This window comes from Micromonospora sp. C41, assembly GCF_018070485.1.
Classification (GTDB): Bacteria; Actinomycetota; Actinomycetes; order Mycobacteriales; family Micromonosporaceae; genus Micromonospora; species Micromonospora chalcea.
In genome coordinates this window covers 32,128-56,570 of record NZ_JAGPXP010000007.1, presented here as the reverse complement: position 1 = coordinate 56,570, position 24,443 = coordinate 32,128, and the positions used below count along the sequence as shown (strand labels likewise).

23 protein-coding genes are annotated in these 24,443 nt (G+C 72.8%); 14 read left to right on the top strand and 9 right to left on the bottom strand.

Annotated features, from left to right (window positions below; translation table 11 throughout):
* Nucleotides 1-78 precede the first annotated feature (78 nt).
* The 4 genes from KBX43_RS10270 (at nt 79) to KBX43_RS10255 (ending at nt 2,202) form a co-directional block, all read left to right on the top strand.
* Nucleotides 79-702: a DedA family protein gene (locus tag KBX43_RS10270; protein ID WP_043330647.1), complete on the top strand. Its 624-nt coding sequence runs from the start codon at nt 79-81 to the stop codon at nt 700-702.
* A 53-nt stretch (nt 703-755) separates the two neighbouring features.
* Nucleotides 756-1,124: a type II toxin-antitoxin system RelE/ParE family toxin gene (locus KBX43_RS10265; protein ID WP_064447641.1), complete on the top strand. Its 369-nt coding sequence runs from the start codon at nt 756-758 to the stop codon at nt 1,122-1,124.
* Nucleotides 1,121-1,453, top strand: a complete 333-nt coding sequence (locus KBX43_RS10260) for a helix-turn-helix domain-containing protein (RefSeq protein WP_113972049.1) — start codon at nt 1,121-1,123, stop codon at nt 1,451-1,453. Before KBX43_RS10265 ends, KBX43_RS10260 begins: the two co-directional genes overlap by 4 nt.
* A 95-nt stretch (nt 1,454-1,548) precedes the next feature.
* Nucleotides 1,549-2,202 carry a DUF998 domain-containing protein gene (locus KBX43_RS10255; protein ID WP_113972050.1) on the top strand — a complete coding sequence of 218 codons (654 nt, stop codon included), beginning with the start codon at nt 1,549-1,551 and terminating at the stop codon, nt 2,200-2,202.
* A 17-nt stretch (nt 2,203-2,219) separates the two neighbouring features.
* On the opposite strand, the gene KBX43_RS10250 is transcribed toward KBX43_RS10255, so the two are convergent.
* Nucleotides 2,220-3,623: an NAD(P)H-quinone dehydrogenase gene (locus tag KBX43_RS10250; RefSeq protein WP_043326713.1), complete on the bottom strand. Its 1,404-nt coding sequence runs from the start codon at nt 3,621-3,623 to the stop codon at nt 2,220-2,222.
* Nucleotides 3,624-3,729: 106 nt separating this feature from the next.
* Here KBX43_RS10250 and KBX43_RS10245 point away from each other — a divergent pair, with 106 nt between their 5' ends.
* Nucleotides 3,730-4,185, top strand: coding sequence for a gamma-glutamylcyclotransferase (locus tag KBX43_RS10245; protein WP_030501227.1), 456 nt, complete (start codon nt 3,730-3,732; stop codon nt 4,183-4,185).
* Between the two features lie 75 nt (nt 4,186-4,260).
* On the opposite strand, the gene KBX43_RS10240 is transcribed toward KBX43_RS10245, so the two are convergent.
* The 4 genes from KBX43_RS10240 to KBX43_RS10225 are packed head-to-tail and all read right to left on the bottom strand — an operon-like array spanning nt 4,261 to nt 7,602.
* Nucleotides 4,261-5,223 carry a GNAT family N-acetyltransferase gene (locus tag KBX43_RS10240; RefSeq protein WP_043326715.1) on the bottom strand — a complete coding sequence of 321 codons (963 nt, stop codon included), beginning with the start codon at nt 5,221-5,223 and terminating at the stop codon, nt 4,261-4,263.
* A 42-nt stretch (nt 5,224-5,265) separates the two neighbouring features.
* Nucleotides 5,266-6,006, bottom strand: coding sequence for a hypothetical protein (locus KBX43_RS10235; RefSeq protein ID WP_064447637.1), 741 nt, complete (start codon nt 6,004-6,006; stop codon nt 5,266-5,268).
* 37 nt (nt 6,007-6,043) lie between these two features.
* Nucleotides 6,044-6,970 carry a hypothetical protein gene (locus KBX43_RS10230; protein ID WP_064447636.1) on the bottom strand — a complete coding sequence of 309 codons (927 nt, stop codon included), beginning with the start codon at nt 6,968-6,970 and terminating at the stop codon, nt 6,044-6,046.
* Between the two features lie 2 nt (nt 6,971-6,972).
* The gene (locus tag KBX43_RS10225) at nt 6,973-7,602 is read right to left on the bottom strand and encodes an MBL fold metallo-hydrolase (protein WP_043326720.1); all 630 of its coding nucleotides are present in this window, start codon (nt 7,600-7,602) and stop codon (nt 6,973-6,975) included.
* 124 nt (nt 7,603-7,726) lie between these two features.
* Between KBX43_RS10225 and KBX43_RS10220 the strand changes: the two genes are divergently transcribed.
* Nucleotides 7,727-8,728 (top strand): DUF4349 domain-containing protein, encoded by a 1,002-nt coding sequence (locus tag KBX43_RS10220; protein WP_113972051.1) that lies wholly within the window; start codon nt 7,727-7,729, stop codon nt 8,726-8,728.
* On the opposite strand, the gene KBX43_RS10215 is transcribed toward KBX43_RS10220, so the two are convergent.
* Together KBX43_RS10215 and KBX43_RS10210 are read right to left on the bottom strand one after the other, a co-directional pair.
* Nucleotides 8,685-9,944, bottom strand: a complete 1,260-nt coding sequence (locus KBX43_RS10215; RefSeq protein WP_043326724.1) for an amidohydrolase — start codon at nt 9,942-9,944, stop codon at nt 8,685-8,687. The two genes, KBX43_RS10220 and KBX43_RS10215, sit on opposite strands and share 44 nt — an antisense overlap.
* A gap of 595 nt (nt 9,945-10,539) precedes the next feature.
* Nucleotides 10,540-12,123 carry a methylmalonyl-CoA mutase gene (locus KBX43_RS10210; protein WP_043326726.1) on the bottom strand — a complete coding sequence of 528 codons (1,584 nt, stop codon included), beginning with the start codon at nt 12,121-12,123 and terminating at the stop codon, nt 10,540-10,542.
* 203 nt (nt 12,124-12,326) lie between these two features.
* Here KBX43_RS10210 and KBX43_RS10205 point away from each other — a divergent pair, with 203 nt between their 5' ends.
* Nucleotides 12,327-14,348 carry a serine/threonine-protein kinase gene (locus KBX43_RS10205; protein WP_043326728.1) on the top strand — a complete coding sequence of 674 codons (2,022 nt, stop codon included), beginning with the start codon at nt 12,327-12,329 and terminating at the stop codon, nt 14,346-14,348.
* Between the two features lie 49 nt (nt 14,349-14,397).
* A complete protein-coding gene (locus KBX43_RS10200; RefSeq protein ID WP_210884194.1) occupies nt 14,398-16,062 on the top strand; it encodes a phospho-sugar mutase in 1,665 nt (554 codons plus the stop codon).
* 86 nt (nt 16,063-16,148) lie between these two features.
* On the opposite strand, the gene KBX43_RS10195 is transcribed toward KBX43_RS10200, so the two are convergent.
* Complete coding sequence (locus KBX43_RS10195; protein WP_069087165.1) at nt 16,149-16,823, bottom strand: GPP34 family phosphoprotein; 675 nt, start codon at nt 16,821-16,823, stop codon at nt 16,149-16,151.
* A 100-nt stretch (nt 16,824-16,923) separates the two neighbouring features.
* Nucleotides 16,924-17,556, bottom strand: a complete 633-nt coding sequence (gene upp, locus KBX43_RS10190) for a uracil phosphoribosyltransferase (RefSeq protein ID WP_043326733.1) — start codon at nt 17,554-17,556, stop codon at nt 16,924-16,926.
* A gap of 136 nt (nt 17,557-17,692) precedes the next feature.
* Here upp and deoC point away from each other — a divergent pair, with 136 nt between their 5' ends.
* The 6 genes from deoC (at nt 17,693) to KBX43_RS10160 (ending at nt 24,442) form a co-directional block, all read left to right on the top strand.
* Complete coding sequence (gene deoC, locus KBX43_RS10185; protein ID WP_030501215.1) at nt 17,693-18,652, top strand: deoxyribose-phosphate aldolase; 960 nt, start codon at nt 17,693-17,695, stop codon at nt 18,650-18,652.
* A gap of 5 nt (nt 18,653-18,657) precedes the next feature.
* The gene (locus KBX43_RS10180) at nt 18,658-20,088 is read left to right on the top strand and encodes an aldehyde dehydrogenase family protein (RefSeq protein WP_113972052.1); all 1,431 of its coding nucleotides are present in this window, start codon (nt 18,658-18,660) and stop codon (nt 20,086-20,088) included.
* Nucleotides 20,081-20,905, top strand: a complete 825-nt coding sequence (locus KBX43_RS10175) for an aldehyde dehydrogenase family protein (RefSeq protein WP_064447630.1) — start codon at nt 20,081-20,083, stop codon at nt 20,903-20,905. The genes KBX43_RS10180 and KBX43_RS10175 overlap by 8 nt, the downstream gene beginning before the upstream one ends.
* A 734-nt stretch (nt 20,906-21,639) precedes the next feature.
* Nucleotides 21,640-22,176: a BlaI/MecI/CopY family transcriptional regulator gene (locus tag KBX43_RS10170; protein WP_210884193.1), complete on the top strand. Its 537-nt coding sequence runs from the start codon at nt 21,640-21,642 to the stop codon at nt 22,174-22,176.
* A gap of 9 nt (nt 22,177-22,185) precedes the next feature.
* A complete protein-coding gene (locus KBX43_RS10165) occupies nt 22,186-23,091 on the top strand; it encodes a M56 family metallopeptidase (protein WP_043326742.1) in 906 nt (301 codons plus the stop codon).
* A gap of 103 nt (nt 23,092-23,194) precedes the next feature.
* Nucleotides 23,195-24,442, top strand: coding sequence for a cytochrome ubiquinol oxidase subunit I (locus KBX43_RS10160; RefSeq protein WP_113972054.1), 1,248 nt, complete (start codon nt 23,195-23,197; stop codon nt 24,440-24,442).
* Nucleotide 24,443: the final 1 nt, after the last annotated feature.

The following is a 24,443-nucleotide window of genomic DNA, read 5'->3' as shown; positions in this document are numbered from 1 at the left end:
TGGGGCCGGTGGTGGTGACGCCGGACACGGCGTCACCCTCGATCCGGTCGAACGGAGAACTCCGGCGAGGTGGCGGTCGTGGCCGAGCTCATCTCTGACGTCGCGTCGCCCATGTGGGCGTACGCGCTGCTGCTGACCCTGCTGATCGCCGACGCCTTCGTCCCGGTGGTGCCGACCCAGCTCGTCATGATCACGAGTGGGGCGCTGACCGTCTACGGCGGGCTCAGCCTGCCGGTCACCATCGCTGTCGGCGCGGCCGGCGTCTTCATCGGCGACCTGACCTGCTACCTGATCGGCCGCACCACGCCGACCCGCCGGCCGGCACGGGCCACGCCACGCGGACGGGCACGCCGGGCCGTCACCCGGGTCACCCGCGGGCTGCGCGAGCCGGGGCCGCTGGTGATCCTGCTCTGCCGGTTCGTGCCCGGCGGCCGGATGGCGGCCTGCTTCTCGGCCGGCCGCAGCCGCTACCCGTACCGCCTCTTCCTGCCCTACGAGGCGGCGGCGGCGCTCGCCTGGTCCAGTTACGGCGCGCTCGTCGGCCATCTGGGCGGTACGGCGCTGACCCACTCGGCGTGGCGGCTGCTGCTGATCGGTGGGGTGGCGGCGGCCGGGTTCGCGCTGGCCGGGTGGGCGATGACCTGGATCAGCAGCGCCCGGCAGACCCGCGCCGAGGCCACCGCCGACTCGACCGGCAGCTGACGCTCAGGCCCGAGTTGACCCGCACGCGCATAAGCTTTCGTTATATTGACCAGGTGTGGGAGATCAGGCTTCATCCTGAGGTCGAGCTTTGGTTCCTGGGCCTGTGCACGAGTGAGCCGAGCACCGCTGACCTCGTCAGCGAGGCGCTCGACCTGCTGGCGGAGCACGGTCCCGCACTGGGCCGACCACTGGTCGACCGGCTCAAGGGCAGCGCATATCACCACATGAAAGAACTACGGCCAGGTTCGAGCGGCGCCTCAGAGGTTCGGATGATCTTCGCGTTCGACCCCTCCCGTGAAGCCATCTTCCTGGTGGCCGGGGACAAGGCGGGGCAGTGGCAGAGTTGGTACCGGCTCGCCATTCCGTTGGCGGACGAGCGGTTCCAGGAGCACCTGATCAACTTGAAGGAAGAAAAGCCATGAGTGGTGGGGCGAACTGGCGCGACGTCAAGGCGAAGGCCCGAAGTATCGATCCCTCGTGGGACGACAGCGAGCGTGTGGCCAGGCGGGGACAGTTCCGCGAGCAGATGCTGGCTTCGGTCAGCGGCGCGCAGCTGGCGGAGATCCGCAAGCAGTTGGGCATGACCCAGGCCCAGCTGGCCGAAGCGGCCGGCTTGTCTCAGGCACGGATCAGCCAGATCGAGCACGGCGAGAGCGTCAACCTGGACATCCTGCGCGCCTACGTGACCGGACTGGGCGGACACCTCGACGTGGTCGCCCGGATCGGGAACATCCGCCTCGACGTGGCCTGACGAGTTCTCGGGGGTCCGGTAGGGGACGACCCGGGTAGCGAAGTGGGTGGTGGTCCCGGATCCGTCTGGGGCGGTTCCGGCGACAGGCTGGCCGTATGCCTGGAACGCGGAGCAGCGGCCTGTTGGCCCTCGGCGGGATCGTCCTGGCGGCGGTGCTCGCGGTGATGGGTCACGTCGGGGTGAGCGACGATCTGGATCCCTGGTCGCTGACCGTCAGCGACTTCGCCGTCTCCGATCGGGGCGGCGTCATCGACACCGCGATGGCGGTGCTCGCGGCGGCCAGCGTGGTGCTGCTGCCGGCGCTGCGGCGGTCTGGTGCGGGCCGGGTGCCGCTCGCGCTGCTCACCGCCTGGTCGGCCGGGTTGCTGGCCGCGGCGGTGGTGCCCACTAACGAGCCGGGTACGCCGATGGACACCGCCGCGTACGTGCACCGGTACGCCTCGGTGCTGTCGTTCCTGGCCCTGCCGGTGGCCGGCTGGCTGCTGGCCCGCCATCCACCAGCCGGAGCCGCGGCCTGGCTGCGCGGCCTGACCGTGGCCAGCCTGCTGCTGGCGGGCGCGATGATCTGGTCCGCCTACCCCGGCGACCGGGCCCTGCTGGGCCTGATCGAGCGCGCGCTCATCCTCACGGAGACGGCAGTCATCACCACCCTGGCCCTGCACCTCGCCCTGACCAAAGTCGTCGATCATGCAGTTGTGACCCCGCACAGACCGGGCATACCGGTCGGATCGGGGGCCGCAACTCCATGATCGACGAAAGAAAGGGGCTACTCCAGCTCGTGGAGCATGAGCTGGCGGGCGGCCTCGGTGATGGAGCCGGACAGGCTCGGGTAGATCGTGATGGTGTGGGCCAGCTCGTTGACGGTGAGGTTGTTCTCCACCGCCATCGTGATCGGCAGGATCAGCTCGCTGGCCTTCGGCGCCACCACCACGCCGCCGATCACCTGGCCGCTCGCCGGCCGGCAGAACAGCTTGACGAAGCCGTCGGCCAGGTCGTCCATCTTCGCCCGCGCGTTGCCGGACAGCGGCAGCATCACCTGGCGGGCCGGGGTCTTGCCGGCGTCCACCTCGTCCTGGGACACGCCGACGGTGGCCAGCTCCGGGTCGGTGAAGACGTTCGCCGCGACGGTACGCAGCCGCAGCGGCCGGACCGCCTCGCCCAGCGCGTGCCACATGGCGATCCGGCCCTGCATGGCCGCGACGCTCGCGAGCGGCAGCACGCCGGTGCAGTCGCCGGCCGCGTAGATGCCCGGCACGTTGGTACGGGACACCCGGTCGACAGTCACGTAACCGCCCCGGGCCAGCTCCACGCCGTACTCGGCCAGGCCCAGGTCGGCGGTGTTCGGGATCGAGCCGACGGCGATCAACGCGTGCGAGCCGGTGACCTGGCGGCCGTCGGAGAGCACCACCTCCACCCCGTCGCCGACGCGGCGGACCGCCTCGGCGCGGGAGTTGTTCAGGATGCTCATGCCCCGGTTGCGGAACACCCGCTCGATCGCCATCGCGGCGTCGGCGTCCTCGTGCGGCATGACCCGGTCCCGGCTGGAGACCAGCGTGACCTTGACGCCCATGGCCAGGTAAGCGCTGGCGAACTCGGCGCCGGTCACGCCGGAGCCGACCACGATCAGGTGCTCGGGCAGGTCGGGCAGGTCGTACACCTGACGCCAGGTCAGGATGCGCTCGCCGTCCGGTACGGCGGTGGGCAACTGGCGCGGGGTCGCGCCGGTCGCGACGAGCACCGTCGACGCGGCGATGGAGTACTCCTCGCCGCCGCCGGCCGGGGTGACGATCACACGGTGGGTGTGGCCGAGCGTGTCCTCGCCGAGCCGGGCGGTGCCGGCCACGAACTCGACGCCGGCCTTGACCAGCTTGGTGTGGATGTCGGCGGACTGGGCCAGCGCGAGCCGCTTGACCCGCTCGTGCACCGCCCGGGCGTCGACGGTGACCGCCTCCAGGCCGTCGGAGTGCACGCCGAACTCCTCGGTGTCCCGGTAGCCGGTGACCACCTCCGAGCTGGCGATGAACGTCTTGGAGGGCACGCAGTCGGAGAGCACGCAGGCCCCGCCGGCCCCCTCCGCCTCGACCACTGTGACCTCGGCGTCCAACTGCGCGGCGACCAGGGCCGCCTCGTACCCGGCCGGCCCGCCGCCGATGATCACGATCTGGCTCACAGCATTAGCCCCTCGTCTGTGCTCACAGTGACTTTCTTCTCCCCGTCGGGTTCGACACGCACTGTCGTATTCTCCCCCACCCGCCAGCCGGGCTATCGTCGTCGCCGTGCGTCTCTACGCTGCTTACGGCTCAAACCTGGACCCGGCCCGCATGCGCGCCTACTGCCCGCATTCGCCGATGGTGGGTACCGGCTGGCTGGAGGGGTGGCGGCTCACCTTCGCCGGCGAGGACGTCATCGGATGGGAGGGCTCGGTCAGCACCGTTGTCGAGTCCCCGGGTGACCGGGTCTTCGTGGCGCTCTACGACATCCACCCGTACGACGCCGCGCAGCTCGACGAGATCGAGGGCGTGACCGCCGAGACGTACCGCAGGCTGACCGTGCGCGTGTCGACGCTCGACGGCGACGTGACCGCGTGGGTCTACGTGTTCGACGGTTACGAGGGCGGTCTGCCCACCGCGTGGTACCTGTCGGAGCTGGCGAACGCCGCGGAGAAGGCGGGCGCGCCGGACGACTACGTCACCGAGCTGCGGTCCCGCCCCACCGGCACCGCGTCCGCGTAGCGCGTCTCCCACACCCACAGTGTGCGCCGTGCGGCCGCACCCGCGCTCGGCGACCCCGGTACGAGGGGTGCCGGGTCACACCCGCGAGGCGGGCACGCTCCGCTCGTACATGTCGACCCAGCGCTCCTCCACCAGCCCGACGGAGCGGTAGAGCGTGACCGGTGCGGTCGGGTTGGCCAGGTCGACGCCGAGCCCGGCCCCTTCGCGGCCCTTCGCCGCGTAGACCGCGAAGGCCCGGCGCAGCAGCGCCGCACCCACCCCGCGCCGCCGGTACGCGGGCAGCACCGACAGCGTCCGCACCCACCCCCGGTCCTGGTCGAGCGCCTGGTCGGAGGACTGGAGCGCGCCGGCCGGCTCGCCGTCGACCTCGGCCAGGAACCACTCGTCCCAGACCTTCCCGTACGAGGGCAGCAGGTCCCGCCACTGCTCGAAGTCGAGCGGGTCGTGGTCGGGCGTGTCCCGGAACGCGGTGTCGTAGATCCGGTGGAACAGCCGCAGGTCGTTCTCGTCGTCGGCGCGCAGCGGCCGCACCGTCACCCCGGGCGGGGGCGCCGGCTCGGCGGGCAGGTCGGCCAGCGAGCGGCTCATCCGGATGTAGCGCTTGATCCGGGTGAACCCGGCCTCGGCCAGCTCACCGGCCCAGCGGGTCTCCGGCGCGTACACGCCGGCGCGGGCGGTGAGCGCGGGCAGGCCGCGCTCGGCGGCACGTTCGGCGACCCGCTCCAGCAGCCGCGCCAGCAGCGGCGCACGCAGGTCGGCGCCACGGTCGGGGTCGACCAGGACGTCCACCCATTCCCGGCCGACACCGCTGGGGTTGGCCAGGATCGACCAGGCCACCGCCGTACCGTCCGGGTCGGTGACCAGCCAGGAGTCCCGCGCCGGGTCGACGAACGGCGCGATCAGCGCGGACCGCACATCCTCGGCGTCGAAGTCGGGGTAGCCCACGGCGAACGTGTCGGAGGCGTGCACCACAGCCAGGATCGCGGGCACGTCGTCGAGGGTCGGGCGGCGGGCCGACCAGCCGGCGGGGAGCGTCACGGGCCAGATCCTGGCAGCCGGACCGGCGGGGCCGCCTCCCATTTATCCGCGCCGGGCGCGCTTCCGCGCGGCGCCGAGCAGACCCAGCAGTTCCGCCCCCTCGGCGGTGCTGAGCGCGCGGAACGCCGCCGACGCCAGCCGGTCGGTCACCGCCTCGGCCCACAGTCGGCGTCGCACCAGCGGCCCGACCGGCGGGTACGGGGGCGCCCAGCCGCACGCCGCCGCGCCCGCCTCGCCCTCCGGCCCGGCCAGCACCGCCTCCAGCGGGGTCAGACCGGCTGCGCGTACCGCCAGCAGGTACGCCCCGGCGAAGTGCTCGCGCAGCAGTAGCATGCCGACCGCCGCCCGGGCGCCCGGCGACGGATCGGGCACCGGCATGGCCCGCCAGGCGGCGAACAGCGGCATGCCGCTGCCGTCCGCCGCCTCGACCGCCCGGCCCAGCAGCGCGGCGAGCCGGGACGACTCGGCGCCGTCACCGAGCCGGGCGGTGCCCCACCGGCAGCACTCGGCCAGGTTGGCGGCGGCCACCTCCAGCGGCGGGACGGTGCGCGCGGCGGCGTCCCAGCCGTCGGTGACCGCCTCGGGGGCGATGAAGCCCAGCGCCGCGGCGACCGTCTCGGCGCGGACGTCACCGAGCGCACCGGCCCGTCCGGTGATGTAGAAGGCCCACCCGGAGATGCCCAGCAGCCGCGCCCGGCGCAGCGTGGACGGGCAGCGCGCGAACGCCTCCCCGAGTTCGAGCACCAGCGGTTTGCAGGCGGCGGCGAGCTGTTCCGGAGTCATCGGCCGCCCGTCACTCCACCGTAGCCATTCATCACGCTCAGTCTGCCCGGTCGTCACCGGTGTCGGCATCCCCCTCTTCGGCGTCGAGCGCCTCCAACACGGCCTCCACCTCACCGGCCCGGCGCCGGGCCGCGGTGACCGCCCGTTCCGCGCCCCGCCGGGCCAGCCGGGCCCGGCTCAGCTCCTGCTCGGCCACGGCCCGGCGACGCTCCAGCTCGGCCAGTTCGGTCTCGATCCGGTCCAGCGTCGCGGCGCCGTCCCGCTCGGCCGCGTCGGCCGCCGCCAGCTCCTTCTCGGCCCGGTCCAGGTCCGTCCGGGCCCGGGTCAGCTCCCGGGTCGCGGTCCGCCGCCGCCCGGCCCGTTCGGCCCGCGCCGCCCGCTCGTCGCGGGCCCGGCGCGCGTCGGCCCGCTCGGCCGCCCGATCCGGTACGACAGGCGCCTCTTCGCCCCCTGTCACGAGCCGCAGCTGGGGGCGGGGCACCTCGCCGAACCCGGCGTAGTGGCTGGCCCGCAGCAGGCGTCCGGCGCGTACCTGTTCGGCCACCTCGGTGTCTGACAGCGCGGCGTTGAGTGTCGCCTCCACCTCGCCCAGCGGCAGCCGCCCGGCCGGTGGCGCGGCGGGTTCGGTGGCGGCGAGACGGCGTACCTCCGCCACCAGCGCGCCCACGACGGCGCGCCGCTGCGCGGACAGTTCCCGCAGCGTGCCGCCGCGCAGGTCGCGTTGCGCGGCACGCAGCGACTCGGCCAGCTGGCTCAGGTCGGCGACCAGCTCGGGCCGGCGGATGGCGAGCAGGTTGACCAGCCAGGCCGCCACCGTGGGCCGGCGCAGCTTGGCGATCTCGCGGGCGGTACGCGGGTCGCCGGACTGCCGCGCCTGCGCGACGGCGGCGTCCCGGGCCGCGACGAACCGGTCCGGCGGCGTGGCGTAGAGCTGCCGGATCACCTCCGCGGGCACCTCGGCCATGCTCAGACGTCGATCCGGGTGCCCGGCTCCAGACGGCGGTAGTCGGTCTTGGACAACGCGGTGTACTGCCGGTCCAGCACGCCGAGGCCGTTGCCGTTGAGCAGCGCGTCGTGCAGCGCGTACGCCCGGCGCGGGGCGACCGCGCGGATGAAGTCGACCACCTCGGAGAACTTCGACCAGGGCGCGTGGATCGGGGCGAACAGCGTGTCCACCTGCACGTCGTCGGGGACGAACAGCGCGTCGCCCGGGTGGTAGAGGACGTCGGCGAACAGGTAGCCGATGTTCGGGATCACCGGGATGTCCGGGTGGATGACCGCGTGCTGCCCGCCGTACGTCCGCACCGGCACTCCGGCGACGGTGAGCGACTGCCCCGGCGAGACGGTGACGAGCGCCTCGGCGGCGTCGCCGAGCACCCCGGCGAGCGAGGCCGGGCCGTGCACCGGCACCGGCCGCCGCTCCAGCGCCCGGGTGAGCGCGGCGACGTCCACATGGTCCGGGTGTTCGTGGGTGACGAGCACCGCGTCCGCCCCGTCCAGCGCCTCCGGCTCGCTGAAGCCACCCGGGTCTACGACCAGCACCGCCCCGTCGTGCTCCAGCCGGAGACAGGAGTGCGAGTACTTGGTGACGTGCATCGTGACTCCTCGCATACCGAATCGTGATGTCCTCAGCGCAGTCTGCCGGAACCGGCGCGACCACGCGCCACGTCCGAGGTATCGGTCCCGGTGGGCGGGGCCGCCGACGATCGGAGTACGGGGAATGGGTGGACGACGGTTCCGGGGCCTTGCCCTGGTGGCGGTGGGCCTGGTCGCGGCGCTCGCCATGGGCGCCTGCGGCGCGGACGAGGACAGCGGCGGCGACGCGGCTGCGCCGGCCATGGACGGAGGCGCGGCGCGCGAGCAGCCCGCCGCGGGCGGCGCGGATCGCGACCAGGCGGCTCCCGGCGGCACCGGCGGCGCGGACCTGCGGGTCGACCAGCGGTCCATCATCTACACCGGGACGATGCAGATCCGGGTGGACGATGTGGAGGCCGCGTCGCGGGAGGCGGTCACCGCGGTGACAGCGGCCGGTGGGTTCGTCGGCGGCGACCGGCGGTCGAGCCGCTCCGCCGAGGCCCGGGCGGTGCTGACCCTGCGGGTGCCGGCGGACAAGTTCGCCGGTGTGATCGACCAGCTCGCCGGCCTCGGCCGCCAGGAGCGCCGGGAGATCCGCACCGAGGACGTCACCGAGCAGGTGGTCGACCTGGACGCCCGGATCGCCACCCAGCGGGCGCGGGTGGAGAGCGCCCGCAAGCTGCTCGCCCAGGCGAGTTCGGTGGACGAGCTGGTCCGGCTGGAGAACGAGGTGGGCAGCCGTCAGGCGGACCTGGCCGCGCTGGAGGCGCGCAAGCGCCGGCTGGCGGACCTGACCGCGCTCTCCACCATCACCGTGACGTTGCTCGGGCAGGACGCCAGCACCGCCGAGGAGGAGGCGGATCTGGGCTTCCGCAGCGGGCTGGACGGCGGGTGGACGGCGTTCCGGGCCTCGGCCCGCATCGCGCTGACCGTGCTCGGGGCGGTGCTGCCCTTCGCGGTGGTGATCGGCGTACCGCTGTGGTTGCTGCTCCTGTGGCGGCGCCGGCGGGCCCGGCGGACGCCGCCGCCCGGCCCGGGCGCGATGCCGCAGCCGGGCCTGGGCCCGATGCCGCCGGGCCCGGCCGGTCCGGCCGACGCTCCGGTCAGCGCGCCGCCGCCAGTGCCCGCAGCGCGGTCTGGACCATGAGGCGTACGCCCGCCTCGATGGCGCGCTCGTCCACGTCGAACGAGGCCCGGTGCAGGTCCACATTGGGCCCGCTGCGGCCCACGCCGAGGCGGGCGAGCGCGCCGGGGACGTGCTCCAGGTACCAGGAGAAGTCCTCGCCGCCCATGCTCTGCGGCGTCTCGGCGATGCCGTCGGGGCCGAGCGCGGCGGCGGTGGCGGCGGTGAGCACGCCGATCGCGCCGGCGTCGTTCGTCACCGGCGGCCGGCCGCGCAGGTATTCCAGATCGACAGTGGCGCCGGTGGGCGCGAGCACGTCCCGCACCACCTGAGCCACGATCTTGGGCGCCTCGTCCCAGGTGTCGCGGTCCATCACCCGCAGCGTGCCGGCCGCGCACGCTTCGGAGGGGATGACGTTGTAACGGGTGCCGGCCGAGGCGTGGCCGAACACCAGCAGCAGCCCGCTGTTGGCCGGCACCCGGCGGCTGATCAGGGTCGGGACCTCGGTCACCAGCCGGCCGAGCGCGTCCACCAGGTCGACTGTCAGGTGCGGGCGGGCGGTGTGTCCGCCCGGCCCGGTGAGCCGGACGGTGACGTTGTCGGCGGCGGCGGTGATCGGGCCGACCCGCAGGCCGACCTTGCCCACCGGCAGGTTCGGGTCGCAGTGCAGCGCGAAGATCTGCACCACGTCCTCCAGACCGCCGGCCTCGATGACCTCCAGCGAGCCGCAGGGCAGGATCTCCTCGGCCGGCTGGAAGATCAGCCGTACCCGGCCGTCGAGCTGGCCGATGTCGGCGAGTTGGGCCAGCAGCATGCCGACGCCGAGCATCACCGACGTGTGCACGTCGTGGCCGCAGGCGTGGCAGACGCCCTCCACCGTCGAGCGGTACGGCACGTCCTTCGGGTCGTCCAGCGGGAGCGCGTCGATGTCGGCGCGCAGCGCGATCACCGGGCCGTCCGGGCGTCCGTCGATGTCGCAGATGACGCCGTTGCCCTTCGGCAGCAGGCGCGGCTTCAGCCCGGCGAGGGACAGCTCGCGGTGCACCAGGGCGGCGGTCTCGAACTCCTCGCCGGACAGTTCCGGGTGGGAGTGGAGGTGCCGGCGGGTCGCGATCAGGCCGGGCACGCGCAGCGCGAGGAGATGGTCGAGCTCGAAGGGCAGGGGCTGGGAACCGGTCGGCGCCTCGGGCCGGGACGACGCCAGCGGGCCGCCGGAAGGCAGCGTCAACGCACTCGTCACGTCGAATTCTCGATCACTAGAGATGGATGGATCATCGGGTAGAACAGCAGACAGCCTAGACCTCCGGCGGTGACGCTGCGCAACATCTTTCGCGTAGCGGTCGGACCGCGCAGCGTCACGAATGCCCTGGTGAGAGTGCTCGAATATCTGCGGGACAGCAGGTAGATCACGGTCGGAGCCCGTCATCCGCCTCCCACCTCCTACAACGCGTAACCGTTTCAACGGCCACTAATATCCGGGCCGCTGTTCCGAATTGTCGCATTAGTCACGGCAATTAACCGCCGCTCGGACAATTGCGCGACAACTGTCGGCTGCCGGAAGACTCCCGACGGTGACATGACCGCCCGGCCGTCGACCGCACAGGCTGTCCGTCCCGTTCATCCGATCCGGTTACCCGAATCGCCGAATCGCACACGCGCGGCACCGGGCGCCACCGCCCGGCCACCCGCCGTGACCGGCCGGGCGCCGTCGCCCGGGAGGGGACCAACGGTACGCCTCAGCGGCCCCGTTTGCCCAGTTCAGACCACTACCGGACGCACGACGGCGGCCCGCGCCGGGCACCTGCGTGCGCCGACGGGACCGCCGCCTGAAAACGTCAGAACCGATCGCTCGGCCGGTAGATCCCCCACACCTCGCGCAGCGTGCCGCACACCTCGCCGACGGTGGCCCGGGCGCGCAGCGCCTCCTTCATCGGATAGAGCACGTTGGCGTCGCCCTCGGCTGCGGAACGCAGCTCGGCCAGTGCGCGCTCCACCGCGCCGGAGTCCCGCTCGGCGCGCAGCCGGGCCAGCCGCTCCCCCTGCGCCGCCTCGATCGCCGGGTCCACCCGCAGCGGCTCGTACGGCTCCTCCTCGTCGATCTGGAACCGGTTGAGGCCGACCACCACCCGCTCACCCGAGTCGATCTCCTGGGCGATCCGGTACGCCGACTGCTCGATCTCGCGCTTCTGGAAACCGGCCTCGATCGCGTCCACCGCCGAACCGTGGTCGAACACGCGGTCCATCAGCTCGGTGGCCGCCGCCTCCACCTCGGCGGTCATCGCCTCCACCACGTACGACCCGGCGAACGGGTCGACGGTGGCGGTCAGGTCCGTCTCGTACGCCAGCACCTGCTGGGTGCGCAGCGCCAGCCGGGCCGCCTTCTCGGTGGGCAGCGCGATCGCCTCGTCGAAGCTGTTCGTGTGCAGCGACTGGGTGCCACCGAGCACCGCGCCGAGGCCCTGCACCGCCACCCGGACCAGGTTCACCTCCGGCTGCTGGGCGGTGAGCTGCACGCCGGCGGTCTGGGTGTGGAACCGCAGCATCATCGACTTCGGGTTCTTCGCGCCGAACTCGTCACGCATCAGCCGGGCCCAGATGCGCCGGGCCGCGCGGAACTTCGCGACCTCCTCCAGCAGCGTGGTGCGGGCCACGAAGAAGAACGACAGGCGGGGCGCGAAGTCGTCCACTGCGAGCCCGGCGGCGAGCGCCGCGCGGACGTACTCCACGCCGTTCGCCAGCGTGAACGCGACCTCCTGCGCGGGCGAGGCGCCGGCCTCGGCCATGTGGTAGCCGGAGATCGAGATGGTGTTCCACTTGGGCACCTCGGCCCGGCAGTAGGCGAACGTGTCGGCGACCAGCCGCAGCGAGGGCTTCGGCGGGAAGATGTACGTCCCCCGGGCGATGTACTCCTTGAGGATGTCGTTCTGGATGGTGCCGTTGAGCGCCGCCCCCGGCACGCCGTTCTCCTCGGCCACGAGCTGGTAGAGCAGCAGCAGCACCGAGCCGGGCGCGTTGATCGTCATCGAGGTGGAGACCTTGTCCAGCGGGATGCCGCCGAACAGCGTGCGCATGTCCTCGATGGAGTCGATGGCGACACCGACCTTGCCCACCTCGCCGTGCGCGATCGGGTCGTCCGAGTCGTACCCCATCTGGGTGGGCAGGTCGAACGCGACGGACAGGCCCATCGTCCCGGCGCGCAGCAACTGGTGGTACCGCGCGTTGCTCTCGGTCGCGGTGCCGAAGCCGGCGTACTGTCGCATCGTCCAGGGCCGGGAGGTGTACATCGTCGGGTAGACCCCGCGGGTGTACGGGAATTCGCCCGGCTCGCCCAGCCGGGCCTCCAGGTCCGCCGGAAGGTCTGCCGCCGTGTAGACGCCCTGGATCGGGAAACCCGACTCGCTTGACCGCGCATCGCTCATTACCGGATGGTAGGACGCGCTGACCGCCTGGTGGGTGAGGGATACCGCACACCTGGCCACGGCACACCACCGGAGGTGAGCAACCGGCCACATACCGTCGAGTAGGTAAACGCCCGCCGCGTCGGGTTTCGCATCGGGCGTCGGAACCAGCAAGATAGAGGGGTTGTGTCCCAGCCCCCTCGATATCCCCCGGTGGCTTTTCTGTGACTCAGATTCCGACGTGGAGCGGCGGACCGGCCAGTCCCCCCACTGGACGCGCGGCGCCCGGCACCACCATCGGTGGTCGCTACTCGCTGCGCTCCCCGGTGGGCAACGGAGGCATGGGCACGGTCTGGCGGGCCACAGACACATTGCTGCGCCGCGACGTGGCGGTCAAGGAGGTCGTCCTCCCGCCGGGGCTCGCCCCGAGCGACCGCGACGCGCTCTACGAACGGACGCTGCGGGAGGCCCGCGCCGCCGCCGCGATCCAGCACCCGGCCGTGGTGCAGGTCTACGACGTGGTCACCGAGGGCGGCCGGCCGTGGATCGTGATGGAGCTGCTGGACGCCCGCAGCCTCGCCGACATGGTGATCGAGGACGGGCCGGTCGCGCCGCGCGCCGTCGCCAAGATCGGCATCGCGCTGCTCGGCGCGCTGGAGGTGGCGCACGCCATCGGTGTGCTGCACCGCGACGTCAAGCCGGCCAACGTGCTGATCTGCTCCGACGGCCGCTGCGTGCTCACCGACTTCGGCGTCGCCCGGATGCCCACCGACGTGCAGCTCACCACGCCGGGCATGGTGCTCGGCTCGCCGCACTTCATCTCCCCCGAGCGGGCCATGGGCCAGGAGTTCGGGCCGCCCAGCGATCTGTTCTCGCTCGGCGTGACGCTCTACACAGCGGTCGAGGGCCGTCCCCCGTTCGACAAGGGCGACCCGATCGAGACCATGCACGCCGTGGTCGAGGACCCGCCCGCCACGCCGCAGCGCAGCGGCCCGCTCACCGGCGTGCTGATGGGGCTGCTGGAGAAGGACCCGGCCCGCCGGATGGACGTGCACCGGGCCCGCGCCAACCTGCGCGAACTGCTCGCCGGGCCGCTGACCAGCACCGCCACCGCGGTCAACTCGGTCACCGACCCGTACGCGGTGGTGCCGGTGCCGCGCCCGACCACGCCGCCGGCCATCGCGGCCGAGCCGAAGCCGAGCGGCCAGATCGGCGGTCGGGCCATGATCGGTCCGGACGAGTCGCTGACCGACCGGCTCGCCGCGCTGCGCCGCGGGGAGCGGCCCGCCGGCGAGAAGCCGGCGGCGGGCGACGCCGCGTTGGACGAGACCAGCGCGGACGCGCTGGCCGGCCCGCTGCACACCCCGACCGGCGCGATGTCCGGGCCCGCGCCCGAGGCCACCCAGCGCATCTCGCCGGACGCCACGGTCCGGCTCGGCCAGGGCGCCGGCGCGGACGCCACCCAGCAGGTGCCGACCACCCAGCCGGTCTACGGCCGTGCCGCCGACGCCACCCAGCCGGTGTACGGCGGCGGCAACCAGTGGTCGGTGCCCGGCACCGGCCAGCCGTGGACCACGCCGGCCACCGCTCCGGCCGCCGGTGGTGGCGGCGCGCTCGGCTCGGCCAAGGGCCTGCTCGGCCGGATCAAGGCGTGGCCGCGCAAGGTCCAGCTCGCCGCCGCCGGTGGCCTCGCCGTGGTGCTGCTGGTGAGCGTGATCGCGCTGACCAGCGGCGGCGACGACACGCCACCGCCGATCGTGGGCACGCTGCCGTCGAACTCGGCCGCCGCCGCGCCCGAGATGCAGGAGCAGACCGTCAAGGGCGTGACCATCCAGGTGCCGAAGGGCTGGCAGCGGCAGACCGGCGGCCTCTACGTCGACTACGTCGACCCCGAGGACGAGGGCCGCAAGGTGCGGGTGATCGCCGAGCCGTGGGGCGGCACCTCGATCAGCTGGGCCGAGTTCGCCTCGCGGAACCTGAACAAGAACAGCGCCAAGAGCAAGACCTGTCCCGCCCCCTACACCGAGGTGTCGGTTTCCGAGCAGCCGCTCGCCGGGCAGACCGCGGGCCAGCTCGAATACACCTGCGGCGAGGGTGAGTCCATGCGTCACGGCATCTGGCGGGGCGTGGTCAAGGACGGCAAGGTCTACTCGTTCTACCTCTCCTCGACCGACGCGCGGTTCGCGGAGAGCAAGCCGATCTTCGACGCGATGGTCGGCTCGTTCCAGCTCACCGAGGCGAACTGAGTCGAGGCCGACGGCCAGTGGTGATCCGCCGCCGTGCTATCAAGAGGCAATGGCGGCGGAAACCACTGACCTAGACGACCTTCGCGTCCGAGCCGAGCGTTGGCTCGCCGACGACCCGGACCCGGCCGACCGCGACGAGCTGCGCGCCGTCCTGGACGGGCTGCCCGGCACGGCGACCGACCTGGCCGACCGGTTCGCCGGCCCGCTGACGTTCGGCACCGCCGGACTGCGCGGCCCGCTGCGCGCCGGGCCGAACGGCATGAACCTCGCCGTGGTCACCCAGGCCGCCGCCGGGCTCGTGCGCTGGCTCGCCGCCCAGGGCGGCGAGGGCCCGCTGGTGATCGGGTACGACGCCCGGCGCGGCTCGCTGGCCTTCGCCGAGCGCACCGCCCAGGTGGCCACCGGGGCGGGCCGTCCGGCGCTGCTGCTGCCCCGGCCGTTGCCCACGCCGGTGCTGGCGTTCGCGGTCCGGCAGCTCGGCGCGGTCGCCGGGGTGATGGTGACCGCCAGCCACAACCCGCCGCAGGACAACGGCTACAAGGTCTACCTGGGCGCGCAGCTCGGCGGTGAGCTGGGCGTCGGCGCGCAGATCGTGCCGCCCGCCGACGCCGGCATCGAGGCGGCCATCCGGGCCGTCGGCCCGCTCGCCGAGGTGCCGCTCGGCCCGGCCGGGCAGGTGCTCGGCGACGACCTGGTGGCCGCGTACGTGGAACAGGCCGCCGCCGTGGTGGACCCGACCGGGCCACGCGACCTGAAGGTGGCGTACACGCCGCTGCACGGGGTGGGCGGCGCGGTGCTGACCGCCGCGTTCGCGCACGCCGGGTTCGGCGTGCCGGGCGTGGTGCCGGAGCAGGCCGAGCCGGACCCGGCGTTCCCGACCGTCAGCTTCCCCAACCCGGAGGAGCCGGGCGCGGTGGACCTGCTCGTCGCGCTCGCCGACCGCACCGGCGCGGATCTCGCCATCGCCAACGACCCGGATGCGGACCGCTGCGCGGTGGCCGTACGCGACGCCGGGTCCTGGCGGATGCTGCGCGGCGACGAGGTGGGCGCGCTGCTCGCCGACCACCTGATGCGACGTGGCGTGACCGGCCTGTACGCCACCACGATCGTGTCCTCGGCGCTGCTGCGCGCCATGACGGCGGCCCGGGGGCTGCCCTACGACGAGACGCTCACCGGGTTCAAGTGGATCGTCCGGGCCGGCGGCGGCCGGGAGCCGCTCGTGTACGGCTACGAGGAGGCGCTCGGCTACTGCGTCGCGCCGGAGCACGTACGCGACAAGGACGGCATCACCGCCGCGCTGACCGTCGCCGAGCTGGCCGCCGGTCTGAAGGCCGAGGGCCGTACGCTCCTCGACCGGCTGGACGAGCTGGCCGCCGAGTTCGGCGTGCACCACACCGAGCAGCTCTCGGTCCGGGTGGAGGACCTGCGGGTCATCGCGGACTCGATGGCGCGGATCCGGGCGGCCACCCCGACCGCGCTGCTCGGGCAGCCGGTGACCGAGGCGACCGACCTGCTCCCCGACGCGGACGTGGTGATCCTGCGCACCGGCGCGGCCCGGGTGGTGATCCGGCCGTCCGGCACCGAGCCGAAGCTCAAGGCGTACCTGGAGGTGGTGGAGCCGGTGACCGGCGGCGACGTGCCGGCGGCCCGGCAGCGCGCGCGTGCCGCCGTGACCGAGCTGCGCAACGAGATCGCCGCCGCCCTCGGCCTCTGACCGGGTGTAAGGAAGGGCCCCTTATTAACGCCTCGCGTTAATAAGGGGCCCTTCCTCTACCGGAGGCGTTAAGAGGGGGCCCTTCCTTACCGCTTGCCCAGGGCGGCGTCGACGGCCTGGCCCAGCGCGGCGATGACCAGACTGATCGACGGGCGCACCACGCTGTCGTCCAGGCTCACCGAGCCGGAGAACCCGGCGCCGGCGGCGATCTCCTCCAGGCGGCGCCCGGCGTCCTCGGCGGCCGGGCCGGTGAGCCCGAGCGCCGGCTCCATGCGCAGCACCGCGACCAGCGTGGCGAGCGCGGCGGTCCGCTCGTCGGGGAGCTGCCCGCTGGTCAGCGCGTCGGCCAGACGCTGCCGGATGTCCGCCTCGACCGAGGGGTCCGCCACCGGGTAGCGGTGCACGTGGATGAAGTCCAGCTCGGTCTCCTCCACGTCCCGGACCACGCCCCGCCCGCAGAGGTCGGTGAGGATCCGGTCGCGCAGCCCGTGCCGCAGCCGCTGCACCCAGGACGAGGGTGTATGCGGGGTCTCCGCGGCGATCTTGGCGAGTACGGCGTCGGCGATCGGCTCACCGGTCGGCGCCGGATCGATCACCGCCAGGTTCCCGTCCGCGTACGCGAGCCGTCCGGCCAGGGCCAGCTCGACCAGCACCGCCGCGGCCATGCCCAGGTCAAGGCTGATCCGCGGCATGGTGGCCTTGCCGGTTTCGTCGTCGTACGCGAGGAGCAGCAGCTCTTCGGCGAGCGCAACACCAGTCATGGCCCGGAACGCTAGCGCCTCCCCGCACCCCCGCGCACCAACTCGCCGGGGCAGTCCGGTTCCCGGTGCGGAGGGCCGACCCTCCGCACCGGGACCGGCCTCAGAAACGGGGCATGCCGCCGAACTGGCGGTCGCCGGCGTCACCCAGGCCGGGGACGATGAACTTCGAGTCGTTCAGGCCCTCGTCGATCGAGGCGGTGACCAGGCGCAGCGGCAGGCCGGAGCGCTCCAGCCGCTCGATGCCGACCGGCGCGGCCAGCACGCAGAGCACGGTGATGTCGGTGCAGCCGCGGTCGGCGAGCAGCCGGCAGCAGTGCTCCAGCGAGCCGCCGGTGGCGAGCATCGGGTCGAGCACCAGCACCGGCAGGCCGCTGAGGTCGCGCGGCAGCGACTCCATGTACGCGCGGGGCTCGTACGTCTCCTCGTCGCGGGCCAGGCCGACGAAGCCCATCGACGACTCGGGCAGCAGGCCGAGCGCGGCGTCGGCCATGCCGAGGCCGGCCCGCAGCACCGGCACCAGCAGCGGCGGGTTCGCCAGCCGACTGCCTTCGGTGGCGGTGACCGGGGTCTGGATCGAGTACTTCTCGACCGGGAAGGAGCGCGCGGCCTCGTACACCAGCATGGTGGTGAGTTCGCGCAGCGCGGCCCGGAACGACGACGAGTCGGTCCGGGCGTCCCGCATGGCGGTCAGCCGCGTCTGGGCGAGCGGATGGTCAATGACGGTTACGTCCACGATCGCTCAACCTACCGCTCCGTGGACCGGCGCACGGTGGGTGCGGCCCGACCAGCGACCCCGCTCACGTACGACGCTCGCAACCCGTTCACCGTGACCAAGATCACAGGACTCGCGAGTGCGTACTATTCGGGGCATGACGGCGACAACGACGTCGGCCCGGTCGGATCTCTCCGAGCTGGGACGATCCGAGACCGCTCTGCGGACCTTCCTGCACGGCCTGCCCGGCGTGGACCAGGTCGGCGCGGAGCAGCGGGCGGCGCAGCTCGGCACCCGCTCCATCAAGACCACGGCGAAGGCCGAGGCGATCGACCTGGCGATCCGGATGGTCGACCTGACCACCCTGGAAGGCGCGGACACGCCCGGCAAGGTGCGGGCGCTGGCCGCGAAGGCGCTGCGCCCCGACCCGGCCGATCCGAGCTGCCCGCACGTGGGCGCCGTCTGCGTCTACCCGTCGATGGTCCCGTACGTGGCCGAGGTGCTGCGCGGCAGCGGCGTGCACCTGGCCAGCGTGGCGACCGCGTTCCCGTCCGGTCAGGCCCCGCTGGAGATCAAGCTCGCCGACGTGCGGGCGGCGGTCGAGGCCGGCGCGGACGAGATCGACATGGTGATCAACCGGGGCGCGTTCCTGGCCGGGCGCTACGCCGAGGTCTACGACGAGATCGTGGCCACCAAGGAAGCGTGCGGGGACGCCCACCTCAAGGTGATCCTGGAGACCGGCGAGCTGGCCACGTACGACAACGTGCGGCGGGCGTCCTGGCTCGCCATGCTCGCGGGCGGCGACTTCATCAAGACCTCCACCGGCAAGGTTCCGGTCGCGGCCACCCTGCCGGTGACGCTGGTGATGCTGGAGGCGGTCCGCGACTTCCGCGCCGCCACCGGGCGTCAGGTCGGCGTCAAGCCGGCCGGTGGCATCAAGACCACCAAGGACGCGATCAAGTACCTGGTCATGGTCAACGAGACGGTCGGCGCCGACTGGCTGAGCCCGGACTGGTTCCGGTTCGGCGCGTCGAGCCTGCTCAACGACCTGCTCATGCAGCGCACCAAGCTGACGACCGGCGTCTACGCCGGCCCCGACTACTTCACCCTGGACTGAACGCGATGTTCGAATACGCACCCGCCCCCGAGTCCCGCTCGGTGGTGGACATCAAGCCCTCGTACGGGCTCTTCGTCGACGGCGCGTTCGTCGACCCGGCCTCCGGCGGCAGCTTCAAGTCGGTGAACCCGGCCTCCGAGGAGGTGCTGGCCGAGATCGCCGAGGCCGGCGCCGACGACGTGGACCGCGCCGTGCGCGCCGCCCGGACCGCGTACGAGAAGGTCTGGGGTCCGATGCCGGGCCGGGACCGGGCCAAGTACCTGTTCCGGATCGCCCGGCTCATCCAGGAACGCTCGCGCGAGCTGGCGGTGCTGGAGTCGCTGGACAACGGCAAGCCGATCAAGGAGTCCCGCGACGTCGACCTGCCGCTGGTCGCCGCGCACTTCTTCTACTACGCGGGCTGGGCCGACAAGCTTCCGCACGCGGGCTTCGGCCCGGACCCGAAGCCGCTCGGCGTGGCGGCGCAGGTCATCCCGTGGAACTTCCCGCTGCTCATGCTGGCGTGGAAGATCGCCCCGGCGCTGGCCGCCGGCAACACGGTCGTGCTCAAGCCCGCCGAGACCACCCCGCTGACCGCGCTGCTGTTCGCCGAGATCTGCCAGCAGGCCGACCTGCCCGCCGGCGTGGTCAACATCGTCACCGGCGCCGGCGACACCGGCCGGGCGCTGGTCGAGCACCCGGGCGTGGACAAGGTCGCGTTCACCGGCTCCACCGAGGTGGGCCGGGCCATCGCCCGCTCGGTCGCCGGCACCCGCAAGAAGCTCACGCTGGAACTGGGCGGCAAGGCCGCGAACATCGTCTTCGACGACGCGCCGATCGACCAGGCCGTCGAGGGCATCGTCAACGGCATCTTCTTCAACCAGGGGCACGTCTGCTGCGCCGGGTCCCGGCTGCTGGTCCAGGAGTCGGTGGCCGACCGGGTGCTGGAGTCGCTCAAGCGCCGGATGGCCCAGCTCCGGGTCGGTGACCCGCTGGACAAGAACACCGACATCGGCGCGATCAACTCGGCCGCGCAGCTCGCCCGCATCCGGGAGCTGTCCGACGCCGGGTCCGCCGAGGGTGCGGAGCGCTGGTCGCCGCCGTGCGAGCTGCCCGAGCGCGGCTTCTGGTTCGCGCCGACCATCTTCACCGGCGTCACCCAGGCCCACCGGATCGCCCGCGAGGAGATCTTCGGCCCGGTGCTGTCCGTGCTCACGTTCCGCACCCCGGCGGAGGCCGTCGAAAAGGCCAACAACACGCCGTACGGGCTGTCGGCCGGAATCTGGACCGACAAGGGTTCCCGGATCCTGTGGCTGGCCGACCGGCTGCGCGCAGGAGTGGTGTGGGCGAACACGTTCAACAAGTTCGACCCGACGTCGCCGTTCGGCGGCTACAAGGAGTCGGGCTACGGTCGCGAGGGCGGCCGGCACGGGCTGGAGGGGTACCTCAATGTCTGAGCGGGTCGCGGTACGCAAGACGTACAAGCTCTTCATCGGCGGGAAGTTCCCGCGCAGCGAGTCGGGACGGTCGTATCTCGTGCAATCCGCGAACGTGTCTCTTGCCTCCCGGAAGGACGCGCGGGACGCGGTAGTGGCCGCCCGCGCCGCGGTGAAGGGCTGGGCCGGGGCGACCGCGTACAACAGGGGTCAGATCCTCTACCGCGTCGCCGAGATGCTGGAGGGCCGGCGCGAGCAGTTCGTCGCCCTGGGCGTACCGGCCGACGAGGTGGACGCCGCGATCGACCGCTGGGTCTGGTACGCGGGCTGGTCCGACAAGCTCTCCCAGGTGTACGGCGGCGCGAACCCGGTGGCCGGCCCGTACTTCAACCTGTCCGCGCCGGAGCCCACCGGCGTGGTGGCGGTGGCCGCCCCCGAGGAGCCCGCGCTGCTCGGCCTGGTGAGCGTGATCGCCCCGGCGATCGTCACCGGCAACACGGTCGTGGTGGCCGCCTCCCCGGCGGCGCCGCTGGCAGCGGTGACGCTGGCCGAGGTGCTCGCCACCTCCGACCTGCCCGGCGGGGTGGTCAACATCCTCACCGGCCGGCTGACCGAGACCGTGCCGACGCTCGCCGCGCACATGGACGTCAACGCGATCGACCTGACCGGCGTCACCGACGCCGAGCTGGCCGCCGACCTGGAGATCAAGGCCGCGGAGAACCTCAAGCGGGTGCTCCGGCCGGCCCCGGCCGACCACGACTGGTACGCCGATCCCGGCATCACCCGGATGACCACGCTGCTGGAGACCAAGACGGTCTGGCACCCCAAGGGCGTCTGACAGACGGCAGTCCGGTCCCAGCCCGAAGTGGCGGCACACCCTCCCGGGTTGCCGCCACTTCCCGTCCCCGCTCTTCCCGCGAACGGTCGTCGACCGCACCCGCAGCCGAGCAAGATCGACACCAGCACGGCGAAGTGGGCCGATCAACCCGCCTCGGATGCCACCACCTCCCCGAACTGGCGTTGATCTTGTCGAAGGCCCCGCAGGAGGCCGACAGGATCAACACCAAAACCTCCGAAGTGACCCGAGCCGCGCCCCGACACTCACCCGGCCGCCCAGCAAGATCAACACCACTTCCCCGGAGTGACCACATCAACCAGCCCGGGACTGCACCACCTCCCCGAACTGGCGCTGACCCTGCCCTCCCACGCACCAAAATCGACACCAGTACGGCGAAGTGGTCACATCAACCCGCCCCGAATGCCACCACCTCCCCGAACTGGCGTTGATCTTGCCGAGGCGCCCACCCCGAGGCCAGCACGATCAAGACCAGATCCCCGAGAGGGCCGCATCCACCGCCCCCGGACTGCACCACTTCCCCGAGGCGGAGTGGATCTTGGCGGGGTCGTCCGAGGAGAGCTAGATCGACACCAGTACGGGGAGGTGGCTGCATCGAGCCGCCTCGGACCACACCACCTCCCCGAGCTGGTGTTGATCTTCGGGAGGGAGGGGTGGGACCGGAACCGGGGACCGGGGCGGCGGAGAGGGTCTACTACCGGGGGTAGGATTGGTGGGTGACTCGGCTGGGGGACCTTGAGCGTGCGGTGATGGACGTGCTGTGGGACGCGGCACCAGCTGCCTCGGGCGGCGTGACGGTGCGCGAGGTCGCCGACGCCCTGGACGGCCGCGAACTGGCCTACACCACCGTTATGACCGTGCTCGACCGGCTCGCCGGCAAGGGCATGGTGCAGCGCGAGCGGGAGGGCCGCGCCTGGCGTTACCGCCCCGCCGCCACCCGCGAGGCGCACATCGCCCAGCTCATGCTCGAAGCCCTCGATCTCGGCGGCAGCCGGGACGCCGCGCTGGTGCGCTTCGCCCGTTCGGTGACCGGCACGGAGGCGGACGTGCTCCGCGCCGCGCTCAGCGCCGAGGCCGGGGCGACCCGACCCGCGACCACCGAGGCCGGGACGACAGGCCCCGCGACCGGAGCGACCGCCCAGACCGCCGAGGCCGGGACGACCGGGCCCGCGACCGTCGAGGACGGACCGACCGGCCGGATCGAGGACCCCCGGCCCGGTCGGCCGGCGCTCGACGAGGCGACGGACCGGTAGGCGGCCGCCGTGGCGTACGCCCTGCACTTCGCCGCGACCATTCTGGCCTGCTGGCTGACCGCGCAGGTCCTCGCCGCCGCGCGCTGGACGTGGCGCGCGCCCCGGGTGGCGATCCTGTGCTGGCAGGCGGTCGGGCTGGCGCTCGGCCTGTCGGCCATGGGGTTGCCGATGGCACTGGGCCTCGACGTCTACGACCGGGCGACCGGGTGGGCGCTGCTGGCGCTGGCCGACGACCTGGCCCACGGCACGCTTCCGGCCGGTGTGGGCGCGGTGCACCTCAGCCTGGTCGGCGTCGGTCTCGGCATCGGCGTGGTGCTGCTCACCACGACGGTACGCAGCCTGCACGGCGCGGTACGCGCACAGCGCCGGCACCGGGAGCTGCTGCACCTGGTGGCCCGGCGTGACCCGACGGTGCCCGGCGCGCTGGTGCTGGACCACCCGAGCGCTGCGGCGTACTGCCTGCCGGGGGTGCGGCCCCGCGTGGTGGTGAGCGCGGGCACGCTCGACCTGCTCGACCCGGCCGAGCTGGCGGCGGTGCTCACGCACGAGCGGGCGCACGCCCAGGAGCGGCACGATCTGGTGCTGCTGCCGTTCACCGCGTTGTGCCGGGCGCTGCCCTGGTTCCAGTGGGTGCGGGACGCGCACGCACGGGTGGCGCTGCTGGTCGAGATGCGCGCCGACGACAAGGCCCGGGAGTTGCACGCGGACGCGCCGCTCGCCGGTGCGCTGCGACGGTTCGCCGCCGCCGAGCACCGGGTGCAACCGGCGGGCACGCTCGGACTCGGCGACCGCGATCTGGACGTACGGGTGCAGCGGCTGCTCGTCGCGGACCGCCCGCCGCGGGTGCTCGGCGCGATGGCGCTCGCCGTCGCGGGCACGCTCGTCTCCCTGCCGTTCGCCCTGTTCCTGAGCTGATCTCGCCCCCTAAGGGACTTCTCCGGGTTCGCACACCCCTATAGGTAGTTAAGCTACGTGTAGGTTGGCTACGACAAGAGAGTCGACCCATGGGAGGACGACAGTGGATCCGCTGCTCCTCGCCCGCCTCCAGTTCGCCACCACCACCTCGATCCATTTCCTGTTCGTGGCGGTCACGCTCGGCCTGGTCACGCTGCTGGTCGGGTTGCAGACGGCCGGCTTCCTCACCGGCAAACCGGTGTACGAGCGGCTGACCCGGTTCTGGGGCCAGCTCTACGTGATCAACTACGTGCTCGGCATCGCCACCGGCATCGTGATGGAGTTCCAGTTCGGGCTGAACTGGAGCGGGCTGTCGCGCTACGTCGGCAACGTGTTCGGGGCGCCGCTGGCCATCGAGACGCTCGTGGCGTTCTTCCTGGAGTCCACGTTCCTCGGCATGTGGATCTTCGGGTGGCACCGGCTGCGGCGCGGCGTACACCTGGCGCTGCTCTGGGGCGTGGCGATCACCGCGTACGCCTCGGCGTTCTGGATCATGGTGGCGAACGCCTGGCTGCATAACCCGGTCGGGTACGAGGTCCGCGACGGCGTCGCCCACCTCACCGACTTCGGCGCGCTGCTCACCAATCCCACGTTCGGCATGGCGTTCGGCCACGTGATCTCGGCGAGCCTGGTCACCGGCGGCCTGCTGATGGCCGCGGTCAGCGCCTGGCACCTGCTGCGGCGTACCAGCGACTACGCGCTGTTCCGCACCTCGCTGCGCCTCGGCCTGGTCACCGCGGCGCTAGCGGTCAGCACGCTCCAGGGCTTCGGCTTCGCCCAGTTCGGCCCGGTCGCGCAGCTCCAGCCGACGAAGTTCGGCGGCGGGCCGGAGCGCGACGCGCTCGTCGCCGACTGGACCGCGCGGTTCGGCCCCGGCGACTGGGATCCGCCGGTGCTCTCCAACGTCGGCCTCGGCTTCATGATCCTGATCGGCTTCACGCTCGGCGCCCTCTGGCTCCTGCTGCCGCTGCTCTGGCGCGACTGGATCATCCGGTTGCGGTTCCCGCTCTGGCTGATCCTGCTCGGCCTGCCGCTGCCGTTCGTGGCGATGCTGCTCGGCTGGATCGCCCGCGAGGTCGGCCGCCAGCCCTGGGCCGCGTACGGGCTGCTGCCCACCGCGCAGGCCGTCTCCCCGGTCTCGCCGGGGCTGATGCTCGCCTCGCTGATCGGGTTCAGCCTGCTGCTCGGCGCGCTCGCGGTGACCAACTGGACGCTGCTGGCCCGGCACGCCGCGCGCGGCGCGTACGACCCCGCCCTCGGCCGACCGCCCGCGCCCGACACCGACCCCCACCACCAGCCAGTGCTCGTCTGAG